The sequence below is a fragment of the Pseudomonas sp. PvP089 genome, from assembly GCF_017875165.1.
Taxonomy (GTDB): Bacteria; Pseudomonadota; Gammaproteobacteria; order Pseudomonadales; family Pseudomonadaceae; genus Aquipseudomonas; species Aquipseudomonas fortuita.
This window is the reverse complement of the sequence record NZ_JAGGME010000001.1, coordinates 6,343,292-6,361,922: the sequence shown is the minus strand read 5'-3', so window position 1 is coordinate 6,361,922 and position 18,631 is coordinate 6,343,292. Positions and strand designations below refer to the sequence as shown.

Annotated in this window: 19 protein-coding genes; 9 read left to right on the top strand and 10 right to left on the bottom strand. The window is 62.8% G+C overall.

The annotated features are described in order from the left end of the window. Positions 1 to 5: 5 nt before the first annotated feature. Genes J3A71_RS28955 through J3A71_RS28935 form a run of 5 tightly spaced genes read left to right on the top strand, consistent with a single transcriptional unit; the run spans position 6 to position 3,889 of the window. Positions 6 to 743 carry an SURF1 family protein gene (locus J3A71_RS28955; protein ID WP_060519844.1) on the top strand — a complete coding sequence of 246 codons (738 nt, stop codon included), beginning with the start codon at positions 6 to 8 and terminating at the stop codon, positions 741 to 743. Beyond that, positions 712 to 1,293 (top strand): hypothetical protein, encoded by a 582-nt coding sequence (locus tag J3A71_RS28950; RefSeq protein ID WP_209953593.1) that lies wholly within the window; start codon positions 712 to 714, stop codon positions 1,291 to 1,293. The genes J3A71_RS28955 and J3A71_RS28950 overlap by 32 nt, the downstream gene beginning before the upstream one ends. A gap of 9 nt (positions 1,294 to 1,302) precedes the next feature. Further along, entirely contained in the window at positions 1,303 to 2,382 is a 1,080-nt protein-coding gene (locus J3A71_RS28945) for a COX15/CtaA family protein (protein ID WP_016484262.1), read from the top strand. Then, the gene (gene cyoE, locus J3A71_RS28940; protein WP_016484263.1) at positions 2,367 to 3,260 is read left to right on the top strand and encodes a heme o synthase; all 894 of its coding nucleotides are present in this window, start codon (positions 2,367 to 2,369) and stop codon (positions 3,258 to 3,260) included. The genes J3A71_RS28945 and cyoE overlap by 16 nt, the downstream gene beginning before the upstream one ends. After that, a complete protein-coding gene (locus tag J3A71_RS28935) occupies positions 3,257 to 3,889 on the top strand; it encodes an SCO family protein (RefSeq protein ID WP_096425432.1) in 633 nt (210 codons plus the stop codon). Before cyoE ends, J3A71_RS28935 begins: the two co-directional genes overlap by 4 nt. Positions 3,890 to 4,017: 128 nt before the next feature. Here the strand turns inward: J3A71_RS28935 and J3A71_RS28930 are convergent, their stop codons facing one another. The 3 genes from J3A71_RS28930 to J3A71_RS28920 all read right to left on the bottom strand — a co-directional run bounded on the left by J3A71_RS28930 (position 4,018) and on the right by J3A71_RS28920 (position 6,531). Beyond that, positions 4,018 to 4,788 (bottom strand): MetQ/NlpA family ABC transporter substrate-binding protein, encoded by a 771-nt coding sequence (locus J3A71_RS28930; protein ID WP_016484265.1) that lies wholly within the window; start codon positions 4,786 to 4,788, stop codon positions 4,018 to 4,020. Between the two features lie 64 nt (positions 4,789 to 4,852). Continuing rightward, positions 4,853 to 5,524 (bottom strand): methionine ABC transporter permease, encoded by a 672-nt coding sequence (locus tag J3A71_RS28925; RefSeq protein WP_096425433.1) that lies wholly within the window; start codon positions 5,522 to 5,524, stop codon positions 4,853 to 4,855. Next, positions 5,524 to 6,531 carry a methionine ABC transporter ATP-binding protein gene (locus tag J3A71_RS28920; protein ID WP_016484266.1) on the bottom strand — a complete coding sequence of 336 codons (1,008 nt, stop codon included), beginning with the start codon at positions 6,529 to 6,531 and terminating at the stop codon, positions 5,524 to 5,526. The genes J3A71_RS28925 and J3A71_RS28920 overlap by 1 nt, the downstream gene beginning before the upstream one ends. A 227-nt stretch (positions 6,532 to 6,758) precedes the next feature. On the opposite strand from J3A71_RS28920, the gene katE reads away from it, so the two are divergent. Then, positions 6,759 to 8,903 carry a catalase HPII gene (gene katE / locus J3A71_RS28915; RefSeq protein ID WP_209953591.1) on the top strand — a complete coding sequence of 715 codons (2,145 nt, stop codon included), beginning with the start codon at positions 6,759 to 6,761 and terminating at the stop codon, positions 8,901 to 8,903. Positions 8,904 to 9,010: 107 nt separating this feature from the next. On the opposite strand, the gene J3A71_RS28910 is transcribed toward katE, so the two are convergent. From J3A71_RS28910 to zur, 4 genes are all read right to left on the bottom strand, one after another. Further along, positions 9,011 to 9,718, bottom strand: coding sequence for a PA5502 family lipoprotein (locus J3A71_RS28910; RefSeq protein WP_016484268.1), 708 nt, complete (start codon positions 9,716 to 9,718; stop codon positions 9,011 to 9,013). A gap of 127 nt (positions 9,719 to 9,845) precedes the next feature. Next, on the bottom strand, positions 9,846 to 10,628 hold the full coding sequence (gene znuB / locus J3A71_RS28905) for a zinc ABC transporter permease subunit ZnuB (protein ID WP_016484269.1): 783 nt from the start codon (positions 10,626 to 10,628) through the stop codon (positions 9,846 to 9,848). Then, on the bottom strand, positions 10,621 to 11,394 hold the full coding sequence (gene znuC, locus J3A71_RS28900; RefSeq protein ID WP_016484270.1) for a zinc ABC transporter ATP-binding protein ZnuC: 774 nt from the start codon (positions 11,392 to 11,394) through the stop codon (positions 10,621 to 10,623). Before znuC ends, znuB begins: the two co-directional genes overlap by 8 nt. Continuing rightward, a complete protein-coding gene (zur, locus tag J3A71_RS28895; RefSeq protein ID WP_096425435.1) occupies positions 11,391 to 11,876 on the bottom strand; it encodes a zinc uptake transcriptional repressor Zur in 486 nt (161 codons plus the stop codon). The genes znuC and zur overlap by 4 nt, the downstream gene beginning before the upstream one ends. An 18-nt stretch (positions 11,877 to 11,894) precedes the next feature. On the opposite strand from zur, the gene J3A71_RS28890 reads away from it, so the two are divergent. Then, entirely contained in the window at positions 11,895 to 12,851 is a 957-nt protein-coding gene (locus tag J3A71_RS28890; protein ID WP_060519849.1) for a zinc ABC transporter substrate-binding protein, read from the top strand. A 111-nt stretch (positions 12,852 to 12,962) separates the two neighbouring features. Here J3A71_RS28890 and J3A71_RS28885 read toward each other — a convergent pair whose 3' ends face one another. Next, positions 12,963 to 13,913 (bottom strand): homoserine kinase, encoded by a 951-nt coding sequence (locus J3A71_RS28885; protein WP_016484273.1) that lies wholly within the window; start codon positions 13,911 to 13,913, stop codon positions 12,963 to 12,965. Positions 13,914 to 13,982: 69 nt separating this feature from the next. Beyond that, a complete protein-coding gene (locus tag J3A71_RS28880; RefSeq protein WP_003252997.1) occupies positions 13,983 to 14,270 on the bottom strand; it encodes a DUF2782 domain-containing protein in 288 nt (95 codons plus the stop codon). Positions 14,271 to 14,345: 75 nt separating this feature from the next. On the opposite strand from J3A71_RS28880, the gene polA reads away from it, so the two are divergent. Then, on the top strand, positions 14,346 to 17,093 hold the full coding sequence (gene polA / locus J3A71_RS28875; RefSeq protein ID WP_016484274.1) for a DNA polymerase I: 2,748 nt from the start codon (positions 14,346 to 14,348) through the stop codon (positions 17,091 to 17,093). A 399-nt stretch (positions 17,094 to 17,492) separates the two neighbouring features. On the opposite strand, the gene yihA is transcribed toward polA, so the two are convergent. Further along, positions 17,493 to 18,125, bottom strand: coding sequence for a ribosome biogenesis GTP-binding protein YihA/YsxC (yihA, locus tag J3A71_RS28870; protein WP_016484275.1), 633 nt, complete (start codon positions 18,123 to 18,125; stop codon positions 17,493 to 17,495). Positions 18,126 to 18,326: 201 nt separating this feature from the next. On the opposite strand from yihA, the gene J3A71_RS28865 reads away from it, so the two are divergent. After that, on the top strand, positions 18,327 to 18,629 hold the full coding sequence (locus J3A71_RS28865) for a c-type cytochrome (RefSeq protein ID WP_016484276.1): 303 nt from the start codon (positions 18,327 to 18,329) through the stop codon (positions 18,627 to 18,629). Positions 18,630 to 18,631: the final 2 nt, after the last annotated feature.

The following is an 18,631-nucleotide window of genomic DNA, read 5'->3' as shown; positions in this document are numbered from 1 at the left end:
CGCCCGTGAGGCGGTTTCGCCCAGGCTGGATTCCGACCCTGGTGGTGCTTGCACTGCTGCCAGGGCTGATCGCGCTTGGCTGCTGGCAACTCGGCCGGGCCGAGGAAAAGCGCGTGCTGCTGGCCACTTATGCCGAACGGCGGGTCGAAGCGCCGATCGCCACGGCCCAGCTCGCATCAAACGACGACAACGCCTTCCGCCGCGTGCACCTGTACGGCCGCTTCGATGCCGAGCACAGCGTGCTGCTGGACAACCGCATGCGCGATGGCCAGGCCGGTGTCGAACTGCTGCAACCCTTCCATGACCAGGCCAGTGGCCAGTGGCTGCTGATCAACCGCGGCTGGCTGCCATGGCCAGACCGCCGCGTGCCGGTGCATTTCAATACCCCTCCACAGGCCTTGGCACTGGACGCTTCGGTGTATGTGTCGCCCGGCAGCACGTTCCAGCTGCATCCCGACCCTGAAGGCGGCCAATGGCCGCACCTGCTCACCGCCGTTGCTGCCGCGCAGCTATGGCCGCAGCTAGCCCGCGAAGGCTATGCCCATGAGTTGCGCCTGGAGCCCGGCCCGGCGGCCTATCGCCTGGACTGGCCGGTTGTCGCCATGGGCCCGGAAAAACACCTGGGCTACGCCATGCAGTGGTTTGCCCTGGCGGGTGCACTGGTTCTGCTTTACCTCTATTTCGGCTGGCACCACAACAAGGAGAAACGCCATGGCCACCGCCACTCCACTGGACGTGCCTGAACGTAGCAAACCCAGAGCCCGCGGGCGTTTGCAGCTTTTGCTGATCCTGCTGGTAGTGCTCGGGCCGATGATTTTGGCCACCAGCATGTACAAGCTGAAGTTCTGGGTGCCGGAGGGCCGCAGCTACCACGGCGATATGATCGGCAACGGTGAGAGCCGTACTGATATCGGCGTGTCAGGCGAGGACGATCGCTGGCAATTGCTGGTCAGCGCCCCCGAAGCCTGTGCCGAGGCCTGCCAGCGCCTGGTGTACCTCGCCCGGCAGATCCAGGTGGGCCTGGGCCGCGATGCCAGCCGTGCCAGCCATGCACTGGCCACAGCCCAGCCGCTGAGCGCCGACTACCAGGCGCTGCTGGGCCGCGAGTACCCGCAGCTGCAACGCTACCCGCTGGATGCCCCGCGCTATTTGCAGAAGGTGGGCGAGCCTGGCCCGCAACTGTGGATCGTCGACCCCCACGGCAACCTGGTGCTGCGTTACGACGGCAAGGCCAACGGCAAGCATGTGCTGGATGACCTGCGCCACCTGCTCAAGCTGTCCAACATCGGCTAGGAGCCTGCCATGGCCAGACCTGGATTCCGCATCGCTGTGTTCGCCACCCTGCTGGCACTGCTGGTTGTCCTGCTCGGTGCCTATACCCGCCTGACCCATGCCGGCCTTGGCTGCCCTGACTGGCCGGGTTGCTATGGCTTCATCAGCGTACCCAAGAGCGAGGCCCAGCTCGCCCATGCCGAGCTGCACTTCCCCGATCACCCGGTGGAAGAGGCCAAGGGCTGGGCCGAGATGGTCCATCGGTATTTCGCAGGTACCTTGGCCATGGTGATTGCCCTGCTCGCCTTCCAGGCGCTGCGTCGGCATGCCCGCGATGGCCAACCGTATCGCCTGCCGGTGCTGCTGCTGGGTGTGGTGCTGGCCCAGGCAGCCTTCGGCATGTGGACGGTTACCCTGAAGCTGTGGCCGCAGGTGGTCACGGCGCATTTGCTGGGTGGCTTTACTACCTTGAGCTTGTTGTTCCTGTTGTCCTTGCGCCTGTCCCGTGCCTTTGCGCCTTTGCCGAAACTGCCGTTGAGCCTGCGGCGGATCGCTGCGCTGGCCTTGTTGGTGGTGATCGGCCAGATCGCTTTGGGGGGCTGGGTCAGTGCCAACTACGCAGCAGTCGCCTGCATCGACCTGCCTACCTGTCACGGCCAGTGGTGGCCGGCGGCGGACTTCAGCAATGGCTTCCACCTGACGCAGCACGTCGGCCCCAATTACCTGGGCGGGCAACTGGACAGTGATGCCCGCACGGCCATCCACATCAGCCACCGCCTGGGCGCGCTACTGGTGACTTGCGTGCTGCTGATGCTCAGCTGGAAGCTGCACCGCTGTGGCCTCCCCGGCCTGGCGCGGCTGGTAATGCTGGCGCTGGCCCTGCAAGTGGGCCTGGGTATCAGCAACGTGGTGTTTCACCTGCCGCTGGCGGTAGCTGTTGCGCACAATGCCGGCGGGGCGCTGTTGCTGCTGAGCATGGTGCTGGTGAACTACCGCATTCGAGTGGTCGACAAGGTTCGCGTGGGCGTCGGCCAAGGCTGGCGCCTGCGGCCGGTGGCCGGTGTGGGCATCTCCCATCACATGAGGAACGATTCGTGGCGACGCTTCTGAGCGCACGGCGGGCCAGTTGGCGCGATTACCTGGAGCTGACCAAGCCCAAGGTGGTGGTTCTGATGCTGATCACCTCGCTGGCAGGCATGTTCCTGGCCACGCGGGCGGGTGTCGGCTGGAGCGTGCTGCTGTTCGGCAACCTGGGCATCGGCCTGTGCGCTGGCGCTGCGGCGGTGGTCAACCATGTGGTGGACCGGCGCATCGATGCGCTGATGGCCCGTACCCACAAGCGGCCGCTGGCCCAAGGCCGGGTCGAACCGCTACCGGCGTTGCTGTTCGCTCTGGCGCTGGCGCTGCTGGGCATGGCCCTGCTGCTGGTGTTCACCAACGCCCTCACTGCCTGGCTGACCCTGGCTTCGCTGCTGGGTTATGCGGTGCTCTACACCGGCTTTCTCAAACGGGCCACGCCACAGAACATCGTCATTGGCGGCCTGGCCGGCGCCGCCCCGCCGCTGCTCGGCTGGGTGGCGGTAAGCGGCCATGTCAGCGCTGAACCCTTGCTGCTGGTGCTGATCATCTTCGCCTGGACCCCGCCGCACTTCTGGGCGCTGGCCATTCACCGCAAGGAAGAATACGCCAAGGCCGATATCCCGATGCTGCCGGTGACCCACGGGGAGCGCTACACCAAGCTGCATATCCTGCTGTACACCCTGATACTGCTGGCGGTGAGCCTGCTGCCGTATGCCATCCACATGAGCGGTTTGCTGTACCTGGCCTCTGCCCTGGCGTTGGGCCTGCGCTTCCTGCAATGGGCCTGGGTGCTGTACCGTGGCAGCCGGCCGCACGCGGCGATCGGTACCTTCAAGTACTCTATTGGCTACCTGTTCGCGCTGTTCATCGCGTTGCTCCTCGACCACTACTTGTTGCTGAACCTATGACCCGAACCCAGAAAACCGTCTTCATCCTCGTCGCCCTGGTCGCGTTGATCCTGGGCCTTACCGTCAACAAGGTGCTCAATGGCCGCGACCAGGCCAACCCCGCCGAGCTGATTGATGCCGGCATCATCCTGCTGCCGCAGAGCCGCAGCGTGGCCGACGTGACCATGACCAACCAGGACGGCCAGCCCGTGCAGCTGGATGACCTGAAAGGCAAATGGTCGCTGTTGTTCTTCGGCTACACCTACTGCCCGGACATCTGCCCGACCACTCTGGCCCAGTTGCGCCAAGTGAAGAGCGAGCTGCCCAAGGAAGCCGTCGACCGGCTGCAGGTGGTGCTGGTGAGCGTGGACCCGAACCGCGATACGCCGAACCAGCTGAAGCAGTACCTGGGCTATTTCGACAAGGACTTTGTCGGGGTGGCGGGGTCGATCGAAGATACCCAGAAGCTGGCCAATGCCTTGAGCATTCCGTTCATCCCGGCCGATACCAGCAAGCCGGGGTACACCGTGGACCACAGCGGCAACCTGGCGGTTGTCGGGCCGGATGGGCGTCAGCGTGGGTTCATTCGGGCGCCCTTCAACAACCAGAAGCTGGTGGCGCAGTTGCCTGGGCTTTTGAAGCGGGATTGAGATTTCGGGCCTGCTGCGCAGGCCTTTCGCGGCACAAGGCCGCTCCCACATGGATCGGCGTACGCCTTACTTGGTGGGAGCGGCCTTGTGCCGCGAAAGGGCCGCAAAGCGGCCCTGGGGATGTTGGATCAGAACGCCGGAACCACAGCGCCCTTGTACTTCTCGATGATGAACTGCTTCACCTCTGGCGAGTGCAGCGCAGCCGCCAGTTTTTTCATGTCTTCCGAGTCCTTGTTGTCCGGGCGGGCAACCAGGATGTTCACGTAAGGCGAGTCGCTGCCTTCGATGGCCAGGGCGTCTTTTTCCGGGTTCAGCTTGGCTTCCAGCGCGTAGTTGGTGTTGATCAAGGCGGCATCGACTTGGGTCAGCACACGCGGGATGGTGGCGGCTTCCAGCTCACGGAACTTGATGCTTTTCGGGTTTTCGGCAACATCCTTCACGGTGGACAGGATGTTCTTGTTGTCCTTGAGCTTGATCACACCGGCCTTGTCCAGCAGCAGCAGGGCGCGGCCGCCGTTGGTGGCGTCGTTGGGGATGACCACGGTGGCGCCGGAGGACAGCTCGTCCAGCTTCTTGATCTTGGCCGAATACACCCCCAGCGGCTCGATGTGCACGCCGGCCACGCTGACCAGTTGGGTGCCCTTGGCCTTGTTGAACTCATCCAGGTACGGCTGGTGCTGGAAGAAGTTGGCGTCCAGGCGCTTTTCGGCAACCTGTACGTTCGGCTGGACGTAGTCGGTGAATTCCTTGACCTTCAGATCAACGCCTTCTTTGTCGAGTTGCGGTTTGACGAAGTTGAGGATTTCGGCATGCGGCACCGGGGTGGCGGCAACGGTCAGGGTATCGGCGTGGGCCGAGAAGGCCGCAACAGCGGCAGCAACAGCAAGCAGCTTCTTCATTGATCACTCCTTGTGAGGGCCGCGACGGCCCCCGAACGGGTCGGCCAGGCCGACCCCATTGGGGTTACTTACGGGAAAAATGCACGACCAGTGTGTCGCCCACGCTCTGCAGTACTTGAACCAGTACCAGCAGTAGTACCACGGTCACGACCATCACGTCGGTCTGGAAACGCTGGTAACCGAAGCGGATAGCCAGGTCGCCCAGGCCACCGGCACCCACCACACCGGCCATGGCGGTGTACGAAACGAGGGTGATGGCGGTGACGGTAATGGCCGCGAAGATACCCGGGCGGGCCTCCGGCAGCAGCGCGCTGGTGATGATCTGGCGGGTGGTAGCGCCCATCGACTGGGTAGCTTCGATGATGCCGCGGTCCACTTCACGCAGGGCGGTTTCCACCAGGCGCGCGAAGAACGGCGTTGCACCCACCACCAGCGGCGGGATGGCGCCGGCAACGCCCAGCGAGGTGCCGGTGATCAGCACGGTGAACGGGATCATCACGATCAGCAGGATGATGAACGGCAGCGAGCGCAGGATGTTGACCACCAGCGAAAGCAGCGCATATACGCCCTTCTGTTCGAACATTTGCTTCGGCCCGCAGAGGAACAGCAGCACACCCAGTGGCAGGCCCAGCAGCACGGTGAAGAACAGCGAGCCGAACAGCATGATCATGGTGTCGATGGTGGCCAGCCAGATTTCGGCCCAGTCGACGTTGGCAAAGAAATTCAGGGCGTCCATCAACGCAGTACCTCCATATGTACGTCAGCTGCCTTGAAGCGGGCGAACGCCGCTTCCATGTCACCGCCGATCAGGGCGAGGGTGAGCTGGCCATAGGGGACATCCTTGATGCGATCGATACGCCCGGCGAGGATGCTGTAGTCCACACCGGTTTCGCGGGCCACGGTGCCCAGCAGTGGGGCGTAGGTGGCGTCGCCCTGGAAGGTCAGGCGCACGATGCGGCCCGGCACGTGGGCAAAGTCGTCGCGTTGCTCGCCTTCGTCGACCTGCTCGTCTTCCTGGACGAAGCGCTTGGTGGTGGGGTGCTGCGGGTGCAGGAACACATCGGCCACCGAGCCTTGCTCGACGATCTGGCCGGCGTCCATCACGGCCACGCAGTCGCAGACACGGCGGATCACGTCCATCTCGTGGGTGATCAGCACGATGGTCAGCTTCAGCTCACGGTTGATTTCGGCCAGCAGTTGCAGGACCGAGGCCGTGGTTTGCGGGTCGAGGGCACTGGTGGCCTCGTCGCACAGCAGGATCTTCGGGTTGGTGGACAGGGCGCGGGCGATGCCGACACGCTGCTTTTGGCCGCCGGACAGCTGCGCCGGGTACTTTCTGGCGTGGTCCGACAGGCCCACGCGGGCCAGCAGCTCGGTAACGCGCTTGTCGATTTCGCTGCGCGATAGCTCGCCGGCCAGGGTGAGCGGCAGGGCGACGTTGTCGGCGACGGTCTTGGAAGCCAGCAGGTTGAAGTGCTGGAAAATCATCCCGACCTGCTGGCGGAAGCCGCGCAGCTGGCTGGCGTTGAACGCGGTGACGTCTTCGCCATCGACGATGATCTTGCCGCCGGAGGGTTCTTCCAGGCGGTTGATCAGGCGCAGCATGGTGCTTTTGCCGGCGCCGGAATGGCCGATCAGGCCGAACACCTGGCCATCTTCGATGGTCAGGCTGGTCGGATTCAGTGCGGGGATTTCCCTACCGGCAACGCGGTAGGTTTTATGTACCTGTTGGAACTCGATCACGTAGCGAACCTTGTGGGGCGCATTGAAATTTGGGTCAGCGGTTAGCTGGGGTCGCGCATTTTAGCCTTTTCCAATAGCTGTTCTTAGCATTTATTTCGTAATGCACCAATCCTTCGGGCATATCGCGACAACTGGTAATCCTGATTGAACGCTCGGCCACGCCCTCCAGTCACTACTTGGACAAGCCCTGAACGGGCAAGCCTTAAGACTGATGAGGAGAGCCGATCATGCCCAGCAAGAAAACGGACGCGCCCAAGCAGAGTGAAGCCGCCGGCACCCAGACCCCTGACCGGGCCAATACCAATGCCAAGCTGCAAAGCCTGGAGGCCGACCGCAGTGATGCGACCGGGCATGCGCTGCGCACCAACCAAGGCGTACGTATCGCGGACAATCAGAACACCCTGAAGGCGGGTGACCGCGGGCCTTCGCTGCTTGAAGACTTCATCATGCGCGAGAAGATCACCCACTTCGACCATGAGCGGATCTCCGAGCGCATCGTGCACGCACGCGGTACCGGTGCACACGGATTCTTCCAGAGCTATGGCAATCACGCGGAACTGACCAAGGCCGGTTTCCTGCAGGATCCGGAAAAGATCACCCCGGTTTTTGTGCGCTTTTCCACGGTTCAGGGCCCACGTGGTTCTGGCGACACGGTGCGAGATGTGCGGGGCTTTGCAGTCAAGTTTTATACCGACGAGGGTAATTTCGACCTGGTTGGCAACAACATGCCGGTGTTTTTCATCCAGGATGCCATCAAGTTCCCCGATTTTGTTCACGCGGTTAAGCCGGAGCCACACAACGAAATACCTACCGGCGGCTCGGCGCATGACACTTTCTGGGATTTTGTCTCGCTGGTACCGGAATCGGCCCACATGGTCATGTGGGCCATGTCTGACCGCGCCATCCCGCGCAGCCTGCGCATGATGGAAGGCTTTGGCGTGCACACCTTCCGGCTGATCAATGCCGAGGGCGTGGCCAGCTTCGTCAAGTTTCACTGGAAGCCGAGCCAGGGCGTGCATTCGCTGCTGTGGGACGAAGCCCAGAAACTGGCGGGCAAGGATACAGACTTCCAGCGCCGTGACCTGTGGGAAGCCATTGAAACCGGTGACTACCCGGAATGGGAACTGGGCGTGCAGATTGTGCCTGAGGCTGACGAACACAAATTCGACTTCGACCTGCTGGACCCGACCAAGATCATTCCCGAAGAACTGGTACCGGTTACCCCGCTGGGCAAGATGGTCCTGAACCGCAACCCGGACAATTTCTTTGCCGAGGTCGAGCAGGTTGCCTTCTGCCCTGGCCATATCGTGCCGGGTATCGACTTCACCAATGACCCCTTGCTGCAGGGCCGGCTGTTCTCCTATACCGACACGCAACTGAGCCGGCTGGGTGGGCCGAATTTCCACCAGATCCCGATCAACCGCCCGGTGGCGCCCAACCACAACAACCAGCGTGACGCGTTGCACCAGCACATCGTGCACAGGGGCCGTGCCTCGTATGAGCCGAACTCCATCGACGGCGGCTGGCCGAAGGAAACGCCACCTGCGGCGCAGGATGGCGGCTTCGAGAGCTATCAGGAACGCGTTGATGCGCACAAGATTCGCCAGCGCAGCGAGTCGTTTGGCGACCACTTCTCGCAGGCGCGGTTGTTCTTCCAGAGCATGAGCCCGACAGAGCAACAGCACATCATCAAGGCCTACAGCTTCGAACTGGGCAAGGTCGAGCGCGAGGCCATTCGTGCCCGTGAGGTGAATGAAATTCTAGCCAACATCGACCTCAAGCTGGCCGCCGCCGTGGCCGCCAACCTGGGGTTGCCGGCACCCAAGGCGGGCACCGTTCAGGTGAAGGGCAGCAAACTGGCCGAGTCCCCCGCGCTGAGCCAGATGAACCACCCGGGGGTTGTGGGCATCAAGGGGCGCAAGATAGCCGTGCTGCTGGCCGATGGCGTGGATGCCGGCAGTGTCGACCGGCTGGTCAAGGCGCTTGAGGCGCATAGCGCACGCATCATGCTGCTTGGCCCAACCTCGGCACCGGTCAAGGCTGCTGACGGCAAGGCACTGCCAGTGGATGCGTCGATGGAGGGCATGCCTTCGATCATGTTCGACGGGGTATTGGTACCGGCCGGCAAGGCCGCGCTGGATGCGCTGGGGGCGAGTGGGTTGGCCAAGCACTTCCTGCTCGAGGCCTACAAGCACCTGAAGGCGATCGGCTTTGCCAAAGAAGGCAAGGTGCTGGTGGACGCACTGGGCCTCAAGGAAGACAAGGGGCTGTTGCTGGGCGATGACCAGAAGACGCTGGACGCTTTCGTCAAAGCGGTCGAGGGGCATAGGGTGTGGGAGCGTGAAGCTGCCGCGGAGGCTGTGCCGGCCTAAGGGCTGCTTCGACACCCCATCGCGACACAAGGCCGCCCCTACAGGGATAGCAGTTCCCTGTAGGGGCGGCCTTGTGTCGCGATGGGGAGTACAGCGCCCCCAGATTCTCAATGCTGGTGCGGAACCAGAACCACCTGCGCCGGCAGCGAGCGCTGGATTTCATGCTTCTGCTTCAGCTCGAACCCGCTGTCGATCTTGCGCACGCGTTTCTCCAGCAAGGTCTTCAGCCACGGCGCATCGTCGGTACGCGGCACCTGAAACACCACTTCGCAGTCATAGCTCACCACATCGGCGGCAATGTCATCGAGCTGGCGGCGCATGGCACGGCTGTCAGTGGTCTTCAAGGCCACCACCGTACTTGGCGCCGTTGGATCAATGAGGCGTGCCTGGGGCTTGGATTCGGCGGCTTTCAAGGCAGCCTCCGCTTTTTCCAGCTCGGCCTTGCGTGCCTGGGTCAGGGGGTCGCCCCCGGTCACGGCCGGGGCTTGTGGCATCAGAGCTCGGGCGCGGGCCAGGGCGGTAGCCGCTGCGTTCACATCGCCCTTTTGCAAGACGATCTGGCTGCGTTGCAGGTAGGCTTCGGCCAACTGACGCTGGTATTGCTCCAGGCGTGCGTCGTCGGGCGACTGAGCCTGCAGGGCTGCAAGCTGGTCTTCGGCGGTGGCCAGTTCGTTGCTGGCGATGTTTTGTTGCAACTGCTGCCAGGCATCGGCTTGGGCAGGTGCGGTGGCCTGTTCGACCGGCGCGCTGGAGCAGGCACCCAGGAACAGGGAAAACGCGGCAACAAGCAGATAACGGGAGGCGAACGGCTTCATTCCTGCGACTCTCTATTTGCGCAAAAAGCGAGCAAGTCTACACCCAGGTGCGCACGCTCGAAAACAGGTCTTACAGACCCTTTACCCGGCAAAAGGTTGCAAGGCGTGCCTGCACACGCCCTGTCTTTCAGCGTTTCGGCAGGGCCAGGCTCAGCAAGAATAGCACCGCCGCGCAGACCACGATCGACGGGCCAGCGGGGGTATCCTTGAACCAGGACATGGCCAGGCCACCGCAGACGGCGGTGACGCCCAGCAAGCTGGCGCCCAGGGCCATCTGCTCGGGGGAGCGGGCGTGTCGCTGCGCCGCAGCAGCAGGGATGATCAGTAGCGAGGTGATCAGCAGCACACCGACGATCTTCATGGCCACGGCAATCACCACCGCAATCAGCAGCATCAATGCCAGGCGCAAGCCGGCCACCGGCAGGCCTTCGACCATGGCCAGTTCTTCGTGCACGGTAACCGCCAGCAGCGGCCGCCACAGCGCGGCGAGTAGCAGCAACACCAGCGCACTGCCGCCGAGGATCCAGGCCAGGTCGGTGGTGCTGATGGCCAGCAGGTCGCCGAACAGGTAGGCCATAAGGTCGATGCGCACGTCGTGCATGAAACTCAGTACCACCAGGCCCAGCGACAGGGTGCTGGGGGCGAGAATGCCGAGCAGGGTATCGGAGGCCAGCGGTTGGCGTTGCTGCAAGGTGACCAGCAGGATCGCCAGCAACAGGCAGCCGATAGTAACTGCCAGCGTCGGGCTGACATCCAGGGCGAACCCGAGGGCCACGCCGAGCAGGGCCGCGTGGGACAGCGTGTCGCCAAAATAGGCCATGCGTCGCCACACCACGAAGGAGCCCAGCGGGCCAGCCACCAGCGCCAGGGACAAACCGGCAAGCAGGGCGTAGAGAAGAAAATCAGCCATGCTTGCAGTGCTCTCCGTGAACATGGGTGCCAGGGGCGACCACCGAACCGTGCAGGTCGTGGCTGTGGTCGTGGTGATGGTGGTAAATGGCCAGGCTTGGCGCGGTCTGGCCGAACAGCTCGACGAACGCCGGGTCGCCGCTGACTTGCTCGGGGTGACCCGAGCAGCACACGTGACGGTTCAGGCATACCACCTGGTCGGTGGCGCTCATTACCAGGTGCAGGTCGTGGGACACCATCAGCACGCCGCAACCATGACGATCACGCAGGCGGGTGATGAGGTTGTACAGCTCGGTCTGGCCGACCACATCCACGCCCTGCACCGGCTCGTCGAGCACCAGCAACTGGGGTTCGCGCAGCAGGGCGCGGGCCAGCAGCACGCGTTGCATCTCGCCGCCGGAAATGGTCTGGATCGGGTTGTCGATGACCTGTTCGGCGCCTACCTCCTGTAGCGCCGACAAGGCTGCTGCACGGTCTACGCCGGGCACCAGGCGCAAAAAGCGCAGCACCGACAGCGGCAGCGTGGCATCGACCTGAATCTTTTGCGGCATGTAGCCAATGCGCAGCTTCGGCTTGCGCCATACCTTGCCGCGGTGCGGCTTGAGCAGCCCGAGTACGGCACGGACCAAGGTCGTCTTGCCCGCCCCGTTGGGGCCGATCAGGGTGACGATCTGGCCGGGGGCGACCGACAGGTCGATGCTGTCGAGCACCGCCTCGCCGCCATAGGTGACGCCGACCTGCTCAAGACGGATCAGGGCATCGCTCATGCCGCGCTCCGGCAGCTGCCGCACAGGCCGACCACTTCCACGGTCTGGGTCTCGACCGCAAAGCCCACGCCTTTGGCGCTGCTGATGATGGCCTCGCTGATGCTGCTCTGCTCCAGCTCGATGGCCACATGGCAGGCCCGGCAAATAAGGAACTGGCCTTGGTGCACGTGCTCGGGGTGGCTGCAGCCGATGAAGGCGTTGAGCGAGGCGATGCGGTGGACCAGGCCGTTTTCCAGCAGGAAATCCAGCGCGCGGTATACCGTGGGCGGGGCGGCACGTCGGCCGTCCTGCTCGCTGAGCACGGCGAGAATGTCATAGGCGCCCAGCGGCTTGTGGCTTTGCCACACCAGCTCCAGCACACGGCGGCGTAGCGCAGTCAGGCGCAGGCCCTGGCGGGTGCACAAGGCGTCGGCTTCAGCCAGTGCGCTGTGTACGCAATGGGAGTGATCGTGAGGAAGGTTGGCCAGCGGCGTGATGGACATGGGCAGCGACGGTTCTGGATGGAGACGTTATTATGTTACCTGTTTCTGACGACTCGAGTATCCACCGTGTCCCGATTCCTAGCTCTGTTTGTCGCTTTCATCGCATTTTCCGCTCACGCCGATGTGCGTGTGCTCACCAGTATCAAGCCCCTGCAGCAGATTGCCGCCGCCGTGCAGGATGGCGTAGGCAGCCCTGACGTATTGCTGCCGCCAGGTGCCTCGCCGCACCACTATGCATTGCGCCCCTCCGATGTGCGGCGGGTAGGTGATGCCGACCTGCTGTACTGGATCGGCCCGGACATGGAGAATTTCCTGCCTCGGGTACTGGCGAGCCGTAGCAAGGCGACGGTGGCTGTGCAGTCGCTGACGGGCATGAAGCTGCGCCACTTTGGTGAGGACAGCCATTCCCATGAGGAAGAGGATCACGACGATCATGACCACGATCACCGCCCGGGCAGCCTGGATGCTCATTTGTGGCTATCGTCGGTCAACGCGCGGGTAATCGCGGCAAAAATGGCGTCTGACCTGGCCCAGGTCGACCCGGCTAATGCTGCCCGCTACCAAAACAACCTCAAGGCCTTCGACGAACGCCTGGATGCTTTGGATGAGCGTATCAAGGCGCGGGTGGCCGGTATTGCCGACAAGCCGTACTTCGTGTTCCACGAAGCGTTCGATTATTTCGAAGCTGAGTATGGCTTGAAGCACGCCGGCGTGTTCAGCGTGGCGTCCGAGGTGCAGCCTGGGGCGCAACATGTAGCGGCCATGCGCAAGCGCCTGCAGGAAGTGGGCAAGACGTGCGTGTTCAGCGAACCGCCATTGCGACCGCGCCTGGCTGAGACCCTGACTGCCGGGCTGCCGGTGCGTCTGGCCGAGCTGGATGCACTCGGCGGTACCGACCCGGTGGATGGCAAAGGGTATGAGCGCTTGCTTGAGAAGCTGGGTGGTGATCTGGCTGGTTGCCTGGAACAGCTGTAAGCCTGTACCGGCCTCTTCGCGGGCATGCCCGCTCCCACAGGAACAACGATAACTTTCAGGGTTGTGTTATCCCTGTGGGAGCGGGCGTGCCCGCGAAGAAGCAGACGGGGTCTAGAGGGCGAACGGGAGGTGCAAGGCCACTTGCTGGCGCTGTGCCAGGCGCACTTCGAACTCGCTCGGGTCGTGGATCATCACATCCATCCCGGCAAACGATTCGGCCGCGATCAGGCGCGACAGCCAGAAGCGCACGCAACCTACCCGCAACATTTCCGGCCACAGCTCGGCTTCGGCGGCAGTGAACGGCCGCAGCGCCGCATAGGCTGCCAGCAGTGCCTGGGCACGCGGTACATCCACTGCGCCCTGCTCGTCCAGGCACCAGTCGTTCACGGTGATGGCGATGTCATACAGCATCGGCCCGGAGCAGGCGTTGTAGAAGTCGATCACACCGGTCAGGTGGGTGCCTTCGAACATCACGTTGTCGCGGAACAGATCGGCATGCAGGTTGGACCGCGGCAAAGCCAGGATCTGCGCCTTGTGCGCGCTGATCTCTTGCAGTGCCGGCTGCAGCAGTGCGGCTTGCTCGGCGGACAGGCGTGGCAACAACTCGGCACCCGAAGCCAGCATCCAGTCCAGGCCACGGTCGGTCTTGCGCTCGATGATGTGCTCGCGGGTGGCCAGGTGAATGTGCGCCAGCAGCTCGCCGACCTGGGCGCAGTGCTGGTTGTTGGGCGCCTTGATGTGCTTGCCCGACAGCCGTGGCTGCAGCAACGCCGGCTTGCCACACAGCTCGCGCAGGCCGTTGCCGTCGCGGTCACGAACGGCATAGGGCACCGGCATGTCAGCGTCGTGCAGGGTGTCTAGCAGTTCTATGAAGAACGGCATGTCTTCGCTTGGCCCACGCTCGATCAGCGTCAGGACGAACTCCCCCTGTTCGAGGCTGACGAAGAAATTGCTGTTCTCGGTGCCGGCGGCAATGCCCTGGAAGTCGAGCAGACGGCCCAGCTCATACGGTGCCAGAAAGGTTTCCAGCTCAGGCCGGGTCACGGGGGTGAAGACTGACATGATGAAAATTTGCCCATACGGGCACTTCCGCCGGGAAGTGCCGGGTTGATGTGAACGGTGCGCGTCAGATTACCACTCGAAAATCTTCCAGGACGGAATCAGCATGTCCGGCTGGTCGGATCGAATGAAATTGGCATCAGTGCCATCAGCGCGCACCAGAAAATAAGGCTTGCCGTTTTTCGGCGTGATCTTGATCGCATACAGGAACCCGTTCTGCCGGTACTCCTGGATGGTTTTGTCGCCTTCCGTGCGAATGGTCACCTCGGGATCGGCCGAGGGGGCGTCGTCCGCCGCCAGGGTGACGACTGGCGTGGTTGCCAACAGGCCGAGCAGTAACAGGCGATTGAGTGTACGCATGATAACCTAGTCCCTTTGTCGTCAATGATTCTGGCTATTCTAGCGCCGGACCCGTCGAAAAGGTTGATTCTGCTCATGAGCCAAGCCCCCCTCGTCCTGGTGGACGGTTCCTCCTACCTGTACCGCGCCTTCCACGCGCTGCCGCCGCTGACCACGTCCAAGGGCATGCCGACCGGTGCGGTGAAGGGTGTGCTGAACATGCTCAAGAGCCTGCGCAAGCAGTACCCGGACAGCTTGTTCGCGGTGGTATTCGACGCCAAGGGCGGCACATTCCGCGATGCCATGTTCGCAGAGTACAAGGCAAACCGCCCAAGCATGCCTGACGACCTGCGGGTGCAGGTCGAGCCGCTGCATGCCAGCGTGCGGGCACTTGGCTACCCGCTGCTGTGCGTCGAGGGTGTCGAAGCTGATGACGTGATTGGCACCCTGGCGCGCAGCAGCGCCGCCCAGGGCCGCCCGGTGATCATCTCGACCGGCGACAAGGACATGGCGCAGCTGGTGGACGGGCACATTACCTTGGTCAACACCATGACCGGTAGCGTGCTGGACGTGGCTGGCGTGCACGAGAAATTTGGCGTCGGCCCGGAACATATCATCGACTTCCTGGCGCTGATGGGCGACAAGGTCGACAACATCCCCGGCGTACCCGGCGTTGGCGAAAAAACCGCTGTGGGCCTGCTGACCGGTATTGGCGGCGGCCTCAGCGACCTGTACGCCAATCTGGACAAGGTGCCGGCACTGGCCATTCGCGGTGCCAAGACCCTGCCGGCCAAGCTGGAGGAACACCGCGATGCGGCGTTCCTGTCCTACGAGCTGGCTACCATCAAGGTAGACGTGCCACTGGATGTCGAGGTCGAGGCGTTGGTCTGCGGTGAGCCTGATCGCGAGGCGTTGCTGGCGTTGTACACCGAGATGGAGTTCAAGAGCTGGGTTGCCGAGGTGCAGCGTGATGCCGCAAGGGCTGGCGATGACGTTGCGCCGGTCGAAGAGCCGGCAGCCAAGGTCGAGCCGCAGTATGAAACCATTCTTGACCAAGCCCGTTTTGAAGCCTGGCTGGAAAAGCTGCGCCAGGCGCCGCTGTTCGCCTTCGATACCGAAACTACCGGCCTTGACGCCCAGAAGGCGCAGCTGGTTGGCCTGTCTTTCGCTGTCGCGCCCCATGAGGCGGCTTATGTGCCGTTGGCCCACGACTATGAAGGTGCACCGGCCCAGCTGGACCGTGAGGCCGTATTGCTGGCACTGAAACCGTTGCTGGAAGACCCGGCCAAGGCCAAGGTCGGGCAGAACGCCAAGTACGACATCAACATCCTCGCCAATGGCTCACCCGCCATCGAAATGCGTGGCGTGGCCTACGACACCATGCTCGAGTCGTACGTGCTGAACTCCACCGCCACCCGTCATGACATGGATAGCCTGGCGCAGAAGTACCTCGACCACACCACCATTGCCTTCGAGGACATCGCCGGCAAGGGCGCCAAGCAGCTGACCTTCAACCAGATCCACCTGGACAAGGCCGGCCCCTACGCTGCCGAAGACGCCGACATTACCCTGCGCCTGCACCAGGCGTTGCAGGCGCGCCTGGCACAGACGCCTAGCCTGCAGCCGGTGCTGATGGACATCGAGATGCCGCTGGTGCCGGTGCTGGCCAAGATCGAACGCCAGGGAGCGCTGGTCGATGCTGCGCTGCTGCATGTGCAAAGCGGTGAACTGGGCGTGAAGATGGCCGAACTGGAGCAGCGCGCCTACGCGCTGGCCGGTGAAGAGTTCAACCTCGGTTCACCCAAGCAGCTGGGCGCGATCCTTTACGACAAGCTAGGCATGCCGGTGCTGAGCAAGACCGCCAAGGGCCAGCCATCCACTGCCGAAGCCGTGCTCGATGAGCTGGCCTTGCTCGGTTATCCACTGCCTGAGGTACTGATGCAGTACCGCAGCCTGAGCAAGCTCAAGAGCACCTACACCGACAAGCTGCCGGGCCAGATCAACCCCCGCACCGGGCGTATCCATACCTCCTATCAGCAGGCAGTGGCAGCCACCGGCCGGCTGTCGTCGAGCGACCCGAACCTGCAGAACATCCCGATTCGTACTGCCGAAGGCCGGCGTATTCGCCAGGCGTTCATTGCCAGCCCGGGTTACAAACTGCTGGCGGCGGACTATTCGCAGATCGAACTGCGCATCATGGCTCATCTGGCCAAGGACGAAGGCCTGCTGCACGCCTTCCGCAACGACCTCGATGTGCACCGGGCAACGGCGGCGGAAGTGTTCGGTGTGGCCCTGGAAGACGTCACCACCGACCAGCGCCGTAAAGCCAAGGCCATCAACTTCGGCCTTATCTACGGGATGAGCGCCTTTGGGCTGGCCAAGCAGATCGGTGTCGACCGCAAGCAGTCGCAGGACTACATCGACCGCTACTTCGCCCGCTATCCGGGCGTGCTGGCCTACATGGAGCGCACCCGTGCCCAGGCCGCCGAGCAAGGCTTTGTCGAAACCCTGTTCGGCCGCCGCCTGTACCTGCCAGACATCAACGCCAAGAACCCGGCCCTGCGCAAAGGCGCGGAGCGTACGGCGATCAACGCGCCGATGCAGGGCACTGCCGCCGATATCATCAAGCGGGCCATGGTCAATGTGGATAACTGGCTGAGCGAGAGCGGGCTGGATGCCCGGGTGATCCTGCAGGTACACGACGAATTGGTCCTGGAGGTGCGTGAGGACCTGGTGCAGCAGGTGAAAGATGAAATTCGCCAGCACATGAGCCAGGCCGCACAACTGGATGTGCCGCTGCTGGTGGAGGCAGGAATTGGTGCGAATTGGGACGAAGCTCACTGATTGAGCGCGGAAAGCTGTGTAGGATCTGCGGCGTAGTGACGCGGATCCTGGCACGGCTCAGTGCCGTCGGTACGGAAGTTTCATGAAACTATCGCAAATAGTTTTCAGGGCTTCGGAACTAAACCGGTGAAGCGGAACTCAGAGTAACTGAATGGCTGGTGAAGCCCTTCGATGCTCCTATGTTGTGTTAAGTGTTGGCAGATATCTGGACCCCGCCCTAGCGGTCCGGACTTGGACCCCGAACTTCCCCCTCCCCATACGAAGTCCGGGGTTTTTTTTGCCCGGAATTTGGGTCGACCGTACCGGCCTCATCGCCGGCAAGCCAGCTCCCACAGGGGTATCACTTCCCTTGAGGCCTGTGTTGAACCTGTGGGAGCTGGCTTGCCGGCGATAGGGCCCTCAAACAGCAGGCTTGTCTTCCAGCTCCATCCAGCCCGCCAGCACGCGGTAGGCGTCTTCCACGCCCAGGCGCTTGGGTGCCGAGAACAGCTGGATGGTCACGCCATCGCCCCAGCCCTTGCGGATTTCCGACTGCACTTTCAGCAGGGTGTTCTTGCCCGCGCCGTGGGTCAGCTTGTCGGCTTTGGTCAGCAGAATATGCATGGGCATATGGCTGGCCTTGGCCCAGTCGAGCATCATTTTGTCGAAGTCGGTCATCGGGTGGCGCACGTCCATCATCAGGATCACGCCGCGCAGGCACTCACGGCTGCCCAGGTAGGCTTCCAGGTGTTTTTGCCAGTGTTGCTTGAGCGGGATCGGCACTTTTGCATAACCGTAGCCCGGCAGGTCGACCAAACGCCGTTCATCGTCCAGACTGAAGAAATTCAGCAGTTGGGTGCGCCCGGGGGTTTTCGAGGTGCGCGCCAGGCTGGCATGGGTCAGGGTGTTGAGGGCGCTGGATTTGCCGGCATTGGAGCGGCCGGCAAAAGCCACCTCGTAACCCTGGTCGTCCGGGCATTGTTCGACCTTGGCAGCGCTGAGGGCGAATGTGGCTTTCTGGCAGAGGCCGAGGATGGGGTTCTTGACTTGCATGGGATATCCGATGTGGGTGTTGCCTGACTCTGAAGGCCCGAGCCTGGCAAGCGGTGTCGTTTCCGTTTGGATGGCGGAAGTATATAATGCCCCAGTTTTTGTGTGCTCATTCTCCCAGCGAAGGAGAACGGGCATGGGGTGTCGAACAATAGCTCGCGCATCAGAACGCAGCGCGGCCCCCAACCCTGAAGGTCGTTCCGCATGGCGAAATGGCTGCTTGCTGTCGGTATGTTCCTGCCGGTTTTCAGCGCACAGGCTACACAGGATCCCGAGGTGTTGTACAACCGCACGTGTGCGGCCTGTCACACCGGGCAGTTGCCACAGGCACCCAGACAGGGTGACCGGGCAGCATGGGAGCCAAGGCTGGCGCAAGGCATGGATGTACTGGTGAAGCACGTGACCCAGGGTTTCAAGGCTATGCCGCCGCGTGGATTGTGCATGGACTGCAGTGCCGAGGACTACCGTTTGGTCATCCTTTGGATGAGCGGCAGTCCCGATACATAACA

Excerpts from the sequence above, each read along its gene's own strand:
- J3A71_RS28910 (WP_016484268.1), bottom strand. The coding sequence starts at position 9,718 with ATGAAGCCGTTCGCCTCCCGTTATCTGCTTGTTGCCGCGTTTTCCCTG.
- J3A71_RS28950 (WP_209953593.1), top strand. The coding sequence starts at position 712 with ATGGCCACCGCCACTCCACTGGACGTGCCTGAACGTAGCAAACCCAGA.
- J3A71_RS28880 (WP_003252997.1), bottom strand. The coding sequence starts at position 14,270 with ATGCGTACACTCAATCGCCTGTTACTGCTCGGCCTGTTGGCAACCACG.
- J3A71_RS28890 (WP_060519849.1), top strand. The coding sequence starts at position 11,895 with ATGGAGACGTTATTATGTTACCTGTTTCTGACGACTCGAGTATCCACC.
- J3A71_RS28925 (WP_096425433.1), bottom strand. The coding sequence starts at position 5,524 with ATGGACGCCCTGAATTTCTTTGCCAACGTCGACTGGGCCGAAATCTGG.
- J3A71_RS28935 (WP_096425432.1), top strand. The coding sequence starts at position 3,257 with ATGACCCGAACCCAGAAAACCGTCTTCATCCTCGTCGCCCTGGTCGCG.
- znuB (WP_016484269.1), bottom strand. The coding sequence starts at position 10,628 with ATGGCTGATTTTCTTCTCTACGCCCTGCTTGCCGGTTTGTCCCTGGCG.
- J3A71_RS28865 (WP_016484276.1), top strand. The coding sequence starts at position 18,327 with ATGGCGAAATGGCTGCTTGCTGTCGGTATGTTCCTGCCGGTTTTCAGC.
- J3A71_RS28885 (WP_016484273.1), bottom strand. The coding sequence starts at position 13,913 with ATGTCAGTCTTCACCCCCGTGACCCGGCCTGAGCTGGAAACCTTTCTG.
- J3A71_RS28930 (WP_016484265.1), bottom strand. The coding sequence starts at position 4,788 with ATGAAGAAGCTGCTTGCTGTTGCTGCCGCTGTTGCGGCCTTCTCGGCC.
- katE (WP_209953591.1), top strand. The coding sequence starts at position 6,759 with ATGCCCAGCAAGAAAACGGACGCGCCCAAGCAGAGTGAAGCCGCCGGC.
- J3A71_RS28945 (WP_016484262.1), top strand. The coding sequence starts at position 1,303 with ATGGCCAGACCTGGATTCCGCATCGCTGTGTTCGCCACCCTGCTGGCA.
- znuC (WP_016484270.1), bottom strand. The coding sequence starts at position 11,394 with ATGAGCGATGCCCTGATCCGTCTTGAGCAGGTCGGCGTCACCTATGGC.
- yihA (WP_016484275.1), bottom strand. The coding sequence starts at position 18,125 with ATGCAAGTCAAGAACCCCATCCTCGGCCTCTGCCAGAAAGCCACATTC.
- polA (WP_016484274.1), top strand. The coding sequence starts at position 14,346 with ATGAGCCAAGCCCCCCTCGTCCTGGTGGACGGTTCCTCCTACCTGTAC.
- zur (WP_096425435.1), bottom strand. The coding sequence starts at position 11,876 with ATGTCCATCACGCCGCTGGCCAACCTTCCTCACGATCACTCCCATTGC.